Raw genomic sequence first — 9,596 nt, 5'->3', positions numbered from 1 at the left:
TTATAAGGTCGCTTTACTAACTAGCCAACCAGCTAGTGTTTCAAAGTCATCGTTTGCGACACTATATGGCGCGCAGTTAAGTGCTACATTTCTGTATGCGGTTGACTCTTTAATAACTTCGTCACTGTTAATAAAAAAGGGAGCCATAAGGGGAAGTGTCGATTGCCATAGGGAAAATAAGTCAAATTCTAGCGTTGATGCAGAGTTATAGCGGTTAACTAAAAAGTAATGTTTCCAATTGGTATCTGAATTTTTAAGTTTTTGCAGGCGCCTATAAATTAAGCTGTGACAAATAGCGTCGCAATTAACAAGTTCAATTACAATATCGTCTTTCTCTAATGGGTAGTGAGAAAGGTTAATATGTGAAGGGCAGTCAAAAAGTATCCAAGCTTCGTTGTTATAATTTAGGTTTTTGCATTTATTGACCGTTTTAGTGATGTTATCGGTGCTAGTGTCGTCGTTATCGCCAAATGGTAAAAATATAATGCCATCGTTATCTTGGTGAAAATGCGTAAGTGCATCTTCAAAGTGCACTTCATTACTCCAGCCTTTGGTGTATTTCCACGGTAAACCAAAATGTAAACCTAAGTCACTTTTTGCATCTAAATCGATAGCAACAACGTCAACGTCAGACTTTTTTAGCACGCATGCAAGATTGGCAACTACAGAAGTGCTGCCTAAACCGCCTTTGATACCTTTAATGAAAACTCTTTGCAACGGGGTTACCTATCCTTAGTTTAACTAGTGTATGTGTTTAGTTCGTTGTTTATCTCTTTAAGCAATGCGTATTTATTAATTGTATTATTATTTTGCTGCTTGTTTACAATTTCTATGTAGTCATCACTCTTTCCACCAAAACGCAGTGTAAGGTTTTCTATATCACTCGATGTTAACGTTTGTGAGTTTTTAGATGTTAAGTTGTTCATCTTTACCTTTACAGTTACTTTAATTATTTTGATTAAAAGTGGACAATATTTGGCTATTATATATAGAATAACGGTTAAAACTAGTAAAAAAGTATTTTTTATAGGGCATTTTAAGTGCATAACTTTAACATAACGGGATTAGAGCCTGCTGCAAAAGAGTTAAAATCGGCTTCAAGTTATGCTGTTTTAGCCCCTTTAGATAATTTTGCAATCGAATTAGCGTTACATTCAATTAACCAAAGTTTAGCTAATGATATATATATAGTTTCTCAAGAGGCTGAATCATTTTTTGATTCTTCTTTTTCTGCATCGTTAAATTATGCTTATGAACATAATCGAGTACATCCTTTTTCGTTGGCCCCAGAAACACAACACTATTCAATTGAGCGAATCAATTCAGGTATTATAAAAGAGATAAGTGCTTATAAACGTCTAAACGAAGCGCTCATTTTTGTCCATTTTAATACAACACAGTTAAACAGCGCTGGCGAAAAAAGCTTGAAACTGATGATGAATGAGTACAACGATTTTGTTCGTCGTACCGGAGCTACATTACTATTTTTAATATCTGGGCCTGATATTGCTAACTACCGTTTTTTAGTTAGACGATTAAATAATGTATTTGATGGGCTGGTTTTTGTTGATAATGATTCTGCAATGCGAGTTCTTGAATATGATTATTGGCGCCATAGCACGGGTGTTATTGCTGGTGAACATTACCCGTTATTATTAAGTAATAATCAGTTTGTTGTTCAAAAGGGAATAATAAGCGAGAGCAAAGCACCTAAAAGTTCAGACTTTTCCGATGAAGACGATGTTTGGCTTGTGCAAAGTGCGGTGCCCGAAGGTACTAAATTACCAATGCACTATAAAAGTGTAAAAGATAATAATGACTTATTTAATAAAGGACCAAAGGTAGAAGCAGCCACCTTAATTTTTGCAGTAACGCGCTACACTGATTTAGCGTTATTAGGTAAGCAGTGTTTTGAACTTAGAAAAAACTGTGGGCGCTGGTTAAAGCTTGTTATTCAAAATGTTGATGGTGTTATTCGCCATCAAGATGAATGTTTATTTTTAACATTGGGTGTAAACCTTATTCTATATAGCTTTTCAGAGCCTTCTCGGTTGCTCTCACAAATTCAATCTATTCAAGGTTTTCAGTTTTCTAGGCCTTTACCTCCCTCAGTTGAGGACGTATTGAAATACACTGAAAACACTTTTTCGAAAGGATATTTACCTTTCATTGAGTTTACAAAACAAGTAGAAATTCATAGTGACTCAGCCGTTAATTTAGGTGTGAGTGGTGTGCTAGTAAAGCTTGAATTACTGCCACGAATCGACCCAATACACCCTTTGCATTTATTTCATATTAAACGCGAAGGTGATGTATTTAGTATTGCAGATAATACAGTTTATTTATATTTGCATGCTTGTAGAGAGAATGACGTTGATAATGCGATTAAGCATTTGTTTAAATTAAAAACAAGCGATTTTTTTGTACAGCAAAATGTAATTTCTGATCACTTTTACATTCAACAAGAATGTAAACAATTAAGGCGTTTTTATAAAGGTAAGAGTGTTGTAGATTTCTCGCAAAAACTTGCCGAGAATGATAGCTATAAATTTGCACCTGATATAGCAAACAGCGTTACTGAAAATATTAACACACCTGAATTTTCTAGCAAAAGCCGCCCAGATGCTAAGCCTTTTATAATGAAATTAAGAGATAACTTATGAGTATGAATCAGCTTTTAATTACCGTGTTTCTTGCAATGGTGCTTGGCGCGGTGCTTTGTATGCTAGGCAAATACATTTTATCTCAAATAACAAAATATTATTATAAGCTTACTTTTAAACATGAAGTACTAGAGCCTTATACACCAAATACAGTAAAAAAGGATAAGAAGTGAAATTATCAGGTTTAGGGGTTTGGAACCTTTATTTTTTAGTTAAGTTTGCTCTGTTTTATTATGGTGCAATTGATTTTAACGTATTAACTAATGCGGCTTTTGCTGCGTTGCTTGCGATTAAATTTAAACAGCCATTAATAGAGAAGGCAAAACATATAGTAGGTGCTGTGTTTGCTGTGGTATTACTTTACCAAGACTCATGGTTGCCACCAATAAACAGGTTGACTAAACAAGCGGGTAACGTTCAAGATTTTAGTTTTGGTTATTTTATTGAGTTATTAACCCGTGTTATTAACATTGATATGTTATTGGCTTTGTTCGTAATTAGTGTGTGTTTTTGGTATACATCGCAATGGATACGCTTTACAACAGTCACTATCGTTGGGTTGTTAGTTGTAGGATGGCAAGGGGGTAACTCTCAATCACAATTTGTTAATAATGTGGCTAACCCTGAGCCGGTTACACAGAGTCAAAGTAATCCTCAAACACAAGTGATCACTCAGGCAGCACAATCTCCTGATCAAAAATTAGCTGATTTTTATCAACAACAAAGCTTATTAATGAGTCACTTTCCAAGCCAAGTAAATGGTGAACTGTTTGATGTAATTATTTTGAACATATGCTCAATGGCTGTTGCTGATTTAAATGCTATTGGTGTAAGTGTTACTGATATGTATAAAGACTTTGATGTGGTGTTTTCAGACTTTAACTCGGCTACATCATACAGCGGACCAGCTGCGGTAAGGCTACTGCGCGCTAGTTGTGGCCAAACTAGTCAAACGGCATTATTTAAAGAGGCACCTGAACAATGTCACTTGTTTAAAAACCTAGAAAAACTAGGTTATCAAAATAATGTTGTGATGAATCACGACGGACATTTTGATGAGTTTAAAGGTTTAATAAATAAGTACGGTGGCCTAGATAGCACGCCATTTAATATCGATTCAATGCCAGTGGCGCTTCGAGGTTTTGATAATAGCCCTATTTACTCAGATGAAGCTGTGCTGGATGGTTGGTTAGAGCAAGCTGATGATTGTAAGCCGTGTGCGATGTACTACAACACCACAAGTTTACATGACGGTAATCAGCTAGAGAATCAACCAAGGGTGAATAGTAAAGAGACATACCCAATCAGACATAAAAACTTGTTTGCTGATATTAACCAATTTGTAAAAAAATTAGAAAAGCGTGGTCGCAACGTTATGTTAATGATAGTGCCTGAACACGGCGCTAACTTAAAAGGTGATAAAGTACAATTTGCAGGGTTACGTGAAATCCCTAGTCCTGCAATTGTGTCTGTACCTGTAGCGATTAAATTTATAGGCCCAGACGTACAAAACTACTCGCAAATTGTGGTTGATGATTCAACAAGTTACTTTGCGCTTTCAGAGCTGGTAAGTAAGACGCTGCAAACTGATGTGTTTGGTGGGAATAATAGTGTTGCTAATTTACTTGAAAACCTACCTAAAGCACCTAAAGTTGCTGAAAATGAAGGCACAATAATGATGTATGTTAACCAACGACCATTCATACAATTAGATGGTGGTGATTGGTCAGCTTACCCACAAGGTAAGTATTCTCATAATAAGATTTAATAAACAGCACTGGTATAGTTAAATATAGATATCAGTGCTGTTTTTCTTCGTTTAATTACATCCCACCCTTTGGCTCTAAAAGCTATTTTGTCCAAAAAATGTTTACAATAAGCTACCTTCTCAAAGCGACTTAGCGTATTATTCGGCTAATATAGTTTTTCCTTCTTTGAGGATGTATGCGTCTAGATATTCACTGTGCTGATCGAATTGGTATTGCTCAAGAAATCCTTAATATATTAGTTAACTACAGCGTTGATTTGAAAGGAATTGAAGTCGATTCTGTAAATTGTCGTATGTACGTTAGTTTTCCCGAAATTGAATTTGAACAATTCCAAAAAATTATGCCATCGATACGTTTAATCGACGGTGTACACGATGTGCGTACTACTGCATTTTTACCATCTGAGCGTGAACACAACGAATTAAATACTTTACTACGTGCATTGCCTGATGGGGTTATCTCTATTGATGCCAAAGGTTGGGTACGTTTGTGTAACGATGCAGCATGTAAAGACTTACAGCTAATTGAAAAAGACGTGATTGGTGCAAATATTAATAACCTGCTTAAAGGTTTTAACTTTACACGCTGGTTAGAAGGTAAAGAAGTACTCGGACAAACCACTCGCGTTGAAGTGGCTGGTGAGGATTTTATTGCAGACATTTTGCCAATTGCAGTGCCTCAAGGTAGTGAAGGTGATGTGCTTGCTGGTGCGGTTATTAACATTAAATCGCAAAGTCGGTTAGGGCAGCAAGTCAGTGCATTTAGACGTTACGGGCAAGAAAGCTTCGCTACTATTCACAACTTTAGTACGGCAATGCGCCGAGTTGTGCGCGAAGCACGCAAAATGGCGCAACTAGAAGCCCCTATTTTGATTACTGGTGAAACAGGAACAGGTAAAGAGTTATTAGCTAGAGCGTGCCATTACGCATCTAATCGTTCTGTTAAACCTTTTATTGCACTGTCGTGTGCTTCACTTCCTGATGATGTTGCTGAGTCTGAGTTATTTGGTTATGCCGGGTACGAAGAAAATGCAGCGCCAAAGCGCGGTGTATTAGAGCAAGCCGATGGTGGAACTGTATTTTTAGATGAAGTTGGCGAAATGTCGACTCAACTACAAACTAAGTTACTGCGTTTTTTACAAGATGGTACGTTTAGAAAAGTAGGCGATGAGAACGAAGTTAAAGTAAATGTACGTATTGTTGCCGCTACTCAAAAAGACTTACCTGCAATGGTACAAGAAGGGGTTTTTAGAGAAGACTTATATTACCGTATAAACGTGCTTACTTTAGAAATAGCACCACTAAGAGATAGAAAAGCAGATGTAGGACCACTTGCAGAGCATTTTATTCAAAAATATGCGCAACAAAATGGTCATGCAATTCCTGTTTTATCACAAGAGTGTTTGAGCTTTTTACAAGAGTATCCGTGGCCAGGAAATGTTCGTCAGCTGGAAAATGCAATTTACCGTGCAGTGTCGTTACTAGATGATAGCGAGCTTCGCGTAGAGCATTTACAGTTACCAACTTTTACCCATGATTTAGGGTATTTAGAGTCTGATTTTGAAGGCTCACTAGATCAAGCTGTTAAACGTTTTGAAGCGACCTTACTTCGCAAACTCTACCCAGCTTATCCAAGCTCACGTCAGTTAGCTAAGCGATTGGGCCTAAGTCACACCGCGGTAGCTAATAAGTTACGTGATTACGGTATTAACCGAAAAACAGTAAAAGTGTAATTGACATAAATAAATTAAAATATGGGGACTAATTTTTAGTGCCCATATTTTTTGTTACCCCGTCAATTGCAATTGTCTCGATACCTTCTTCGTTAAAGTTCATTACAATGCTGGCGTTATTACGAGTGAAAAAATAGCTACGGCCATTAAGTTCAATAACATAATCGCCTTTTACGGGGTCGCTAAATTGCTGCTTTTTTAAAGTGACCTTATGTTCGCCAATTTGCCATTCAAACTCTTCAATAAATCCATTATTAAATTCTTGCACCCATATTTGGCTGTCATCCTTTGAAAGCGTTATAGCTACCGAGTAAGAGCTAGGGATCTGCTCCATATTGTAACTTTTAGAGCCAATAGTGAATTTTTCAGCTTTTTGCTGCCATTCAAAACCAAATTTAAATTCTTTAACTACACCAGTAGGGTAAGTAACAGAGCCTTTACCCGGTAATGAAAAATCGGCAAAAGCATTATAACTAGGCGCTAATAGAGTTAGCGCAGTAATAATTTTTAGTTTTGACTTCATGAGTTATCTTTTTATTGTAATAGTGATTTAAGATTAAAGTAGAATATTCGTCTTCGCAAGGGGCTATGCTACACTCGAATAAATTTAACTGGTAAGACCTTTTTTGTGAACTTATATATTCGACTTTTATTATTGTTTTTTAAAATTAAACGTAACAAGCAATATCAAAATTTACTTGATACGGTAGATATTGATTACAAAGCTTTACCTACTGATTGTGACATTAATTTACATTTAACAAACTCACGTTACCTCGCGATGATGGATTTATCTCGAACTTGGATGACTGAGCGCGTTGGCTTGCTTAAACAAATAATGAAGCGTCGCTGGTTTCCGATTGTTAACGCAACTGCTATTACTTATATTCGTGATATTAAGCCTATGCAGCGATATACAATAAGTACTAAGCTAGTTGGATGGGATCATAAATACTTTTATATTGAGCAAAAGTTTCACTCAGAACGAGGCTTACATGCTATTGCTTATGTACGCGGTGTATTTAAAAGTAAAAAAGGTATTATAAGTATTGAAGAAATGCTTGAAGTGGCTGGTTTTGATGGCCAAACACCTATATTGCCAAGTGAAGTTATGCACTGGAAAGAAATGCTAGAGCAGAAAAAGTTAAGTAACCTGCCCTAATCTCTACAAATGAAAAAAAAGGCCTTTCGGCCTTTTAACACACATTGTAATTGGGTAACTACGTACTACTTTATATATGCTTTAAAAGCTGTATCTAACACCGAACATAGCAACAACGGGGTCAAGCTCAACAGTTGATGTAAGTGCTTTTGCACCATTAGCATAAACAGTGGCATCGGTATCAATATCCATAATTGATACCATGGCGTGTAGACCCCAGTTTGCATCAATTTTATAGTTAGCACCTACCTGAGCCATAAAGCCAAACGAATCATCTAATTTTACTTCTACATCGTCTGTTCCTAGCGTCGCTTTAAGTGCTTGAGAAGGTTGCTCATCAAAAAATGCAGTGTAGTTTATGCCTACGCCTATAAAAGGTCTTAGCGCATAACTTGTGTCTAAAAAGTGGTATTGCGCAACTAAAGAAGGAGGAAGCTGTTTTATATCTGCAATTTTGTTGCCTGCTAAGCCGCCTGCGCCATTTACATCGTGTGAAAAAGGTGTTGCTGCTATTAGTTCTAACACCCATTGATCGTTAAATGCATAATCTACAGTGATACCTAGTTGAGTATCTGAATCACCTTTAAGGCCCAGCGTAGGTGCTTCATTAATTGCTGAGCTACTATTATCAGGGTTTACGTTAATAGCGCCAACATTTACGCTAAAGTTAGCGTGTGCAGCTGGAGAGAGTGCTAATAAAGAGGTTAATAATGCGATGCTAATTTGAGTTTTCATGTTGTTCTCCAAGAACTACTGTTTGATTGGCGCTATTATTACCGAGCAATAAAAATGAAAACTTGTTCTAGATCAAAGTTTAAAAAACATTTTAACCTTGTGGAATGCTTTATTGATTTAGATTAAATTTAGCGTCGTTCTGCTTTTGAAAAGATTGACATATTTATTTCATCAACAGTCATATGAATGTATTAAGGCTGACATCGCTTAGTAATAAACTCACGTTTTAATAAAGGCACATTAAATAATAAAGTGTGTTTAACATGTTTTTAGAAGCATTCGAAAAAAAATCAAAAACAACGGATATTCAAAAAGAAGTTGTAGAGCACTTACAAACACTAATTCGCTTTGAATCAGTAACCCCTAACCAAGCGGGTGCAATTGATTGGCTTGCAGATAAATTGGTGGATTTAGGGTTAAGTTGCGAGCAATTTACTATAAATGGTGTAACCAATTTAATTGCCTGCATAAAATTCAAAGATGGCCCATGTGTTGCTTTTTCAGGGCACATTGATGTAGTACCAGCAACAAGTAGCGGTTGGTTAAGTCCTCCTTTTGAAGGGCGAGTGCGCAATGATGCAATATACGGTAGAGGGGCGGCCGATATGAAAGGGGGTGTTGCCGCCATGCTTAGCGCCACAAAACAGTTAATTAATAGTGAATCCGCTAAAGCAGGGACACTTTACTGGCTTATCACGTCAGATGAAGAGGGAGAAGCTGAATTTGGTTCTCAAGAAATAGTTAATAAGCTTGCCAAGCAAGGTGTTGTATTAGATGGCTGTATTGTAGGGGAGCCATCAAGTGTGGCACAAGTTGGCGATACGGTTAAGAATGGCCGTCGTGGTGCGCTTTCAGCTCGGATTTTAGTTACTGGTAAGGCAGGTCATGTAGCTTATCCTCAAAACACAGTCAATGCTGCTCATATTGCTGCAAAAATAGTAAATAGCTTGAGTGATCAGATCTGGTTACTCGATGTGGCTAGCTCAAAAACCACACTGCAAGTGACTGGAATTAACATAAATAATGTGGTCGATAATTTAGTGCCAAGTCATTGTGAGATTACATTTAATGTACGTTATAGCCACGGTTACAGTAGCGCAGCAGTTAAAACGCAATTAATGAATACCCTAAACAAGTTTGCTGAGCATTTTACAATTGAGTGGGAACGCCCATGCGAGCCTTATTATACAAGCCATAATACGGGTTGGAGTTTACTTACTCATATTGAGCAGGCTATTTACAAAAACACTTCAAGTTACCCATTACTAAGTACAAATGGAGGGACATCAGATGGACGATTTTTTGCCAGCCCCCATACTCAAGTTATTGAATGTGGTGTGCGAAACAATACGATTCATCAAGCTAATGAACACGTATCTATTAGTGATTTACTTAAAATTGAAGCTATTTATACAACTTTACTAGAGCAGATATTTATAAATAATTAAATATAAATCGAGTACTTTATAAATATAAATCGAGTACTTTATAAATATAAATCGAGTACTTTATAAATATAAAGCACTCTCTTATTA

9 protein-coding genes are annotated in these 9,596 nt (G+C 36.7%); 5 read left to right on the top strand and 4 right to left on the bottom strand.

Annotated features, from left to right (window positions below):
- Together bcsQ and bcsR are read right to left on the bottom strand one after the other, a co-directional pair.
- Positions 1-717 carry a cellulose biosynthesis protein BcsQ gene (bcsQ, locus tag L659_RS0102055; RefSeq protein WP_024589432.1) on the bottom strand — a complete coding sequence of 239 codons (717 nt, stop codon included), beginning with the start codon at positions 715-717 and terminating at the stop codon, positions 1-3.
- Positions 718-737: 20 nt separating this feature from the next.
- Entirely contained in the window at positions 738-926 is a 189-nt protein-coding gene (gene bcsR, locus L659_RS0102050) for a BcsR/BcsP family cellulose biosynthesis protein (protein ID WP_007581346.1), read from the bottom strand.
- A 114-nt stretch (positions 927-1,040) separates the two neighbouring features.
- Between bcsR and bcsE the strand changes: the two genes are divergently transcribed.
- From bcsE to tyrR, 3 genes are all read left to right on the top strand, one after another.
- Entirely contained in the window at positions 1,041-2,663 is a 1,623-nt protein-coding gene (gene bcsE, locus L659_RS0102045; protein ID WP_024589431.1) for a cellulose biosynthesis protein BcsE, read from the top strand.
- Between the two features lie 169 nt (positions 2,664-2,832).
- Positions 2,833-4,431 carry a cellulose biosynthesis protein BcsG gene (gene bcsG, locus L659_RS0102035; protein ID WP_024589430.1) on the top strand — a complete coding sequence of 533 codons (1,599 nt, stop codon included), beginning with the start codon at positions 2,833-2,835 and terminating at the stop codon, positions 4,429-4,431.
- A 176-nt stretch (positions 4,432-4,607) separates the two neighbouring features.
- Positions 4,608-6,164 carry a transcriptional regulator TyrR gene (gene tyrR, locus L659_RS0102030; RefSeq protein WP_010555118.1) on the top strand — a complete coding sequence of 519 codons (1,557 nt, stop codon included), beginning with the start codon at positions 4,608-4,610 and terminating at the stop codon, positions 6,162-6,164.
- A gap of 28 nt (positions 6,165-6,192) precedes the next feature.
- Here tyrR and L659_RS0102025 read toward each other — a convergent pair whose 3' ends face one another.
- Complete coding sequence (locus L659_RS0102025; protein ID WP_024589429.1) at positions 6,193-6,687, bottom strand: hypothetical protein; 495 nt, start codon at positions 6,685-6,687, stop codon at positions 6,193-6,195.
- 105 nt (positions 6,688-6,792) lie between these two features.
- Here L659_RS0102025 and L659_RS0102020 point away from each other — a divergent pair, with 105 nt between their 5' ends.
- On the top strand, positions 6,793-7,326 hold the full coding sequence (locus tag L659_RS0102020) for a thioesterase family protein (protein WP_002958217.1): 534 nt from the start codon (positions 6,793-6,795) through the stop codon (positions 7,324-7,326).
- An 81-nt stretch (positions 7,327-7,407) separates the two neighbouring features.
- Here the strand turns inward: L659_RS0102020 and L659_RS0102015 are convergent, their stop codons facing one another.
- Positions 7,408-8,061 carry an OmpW/AlkL family protein gene (locus tag L659_RS0102015; RefSeq protein ID WP_002958218.1) on the bottom strand — a complete coding sequence of 218 codons (654 nt, stop codon included), beginning with the start codon at positions 8,059-8,061 and terminating at the stop codon, positions 7,408-7,410.
- A 263-nt stretch (positions 8,062-8,324) separates the two neighbouring features.
- Between L659_RS0102015 and dapE the strand changes: the two genes are divergently transcribed.
- Positions 8,325-9,509 (top strand): succinyl-diaminopimelate desuccinylase, encoded by a 1,185-nt coding sequence (gene dapE, locus L659_RS0102010; protein WP_024589428.1) that lies wholly within the window; start codon positions 8,325-8,327, stop codon positions 9,507-9,509.
- The last annotated feature ends 87 nt before the right edge of the window (positions 9,510-9,596 follow it).

This window comes from Pseudoalteromonas sp. S8-8 (assembly GCF_000497875.1).
Lineage (GTDB): Bacteria > Pseudomonadota > Gammaproteobacteria > Enterobacterales > Alteromonadaceae > Pseudoalteromonas > Pseudoalteromonas arctica.
This window is presented reverse-complemented; position numbering and strand designations above follow the sequence as displayed.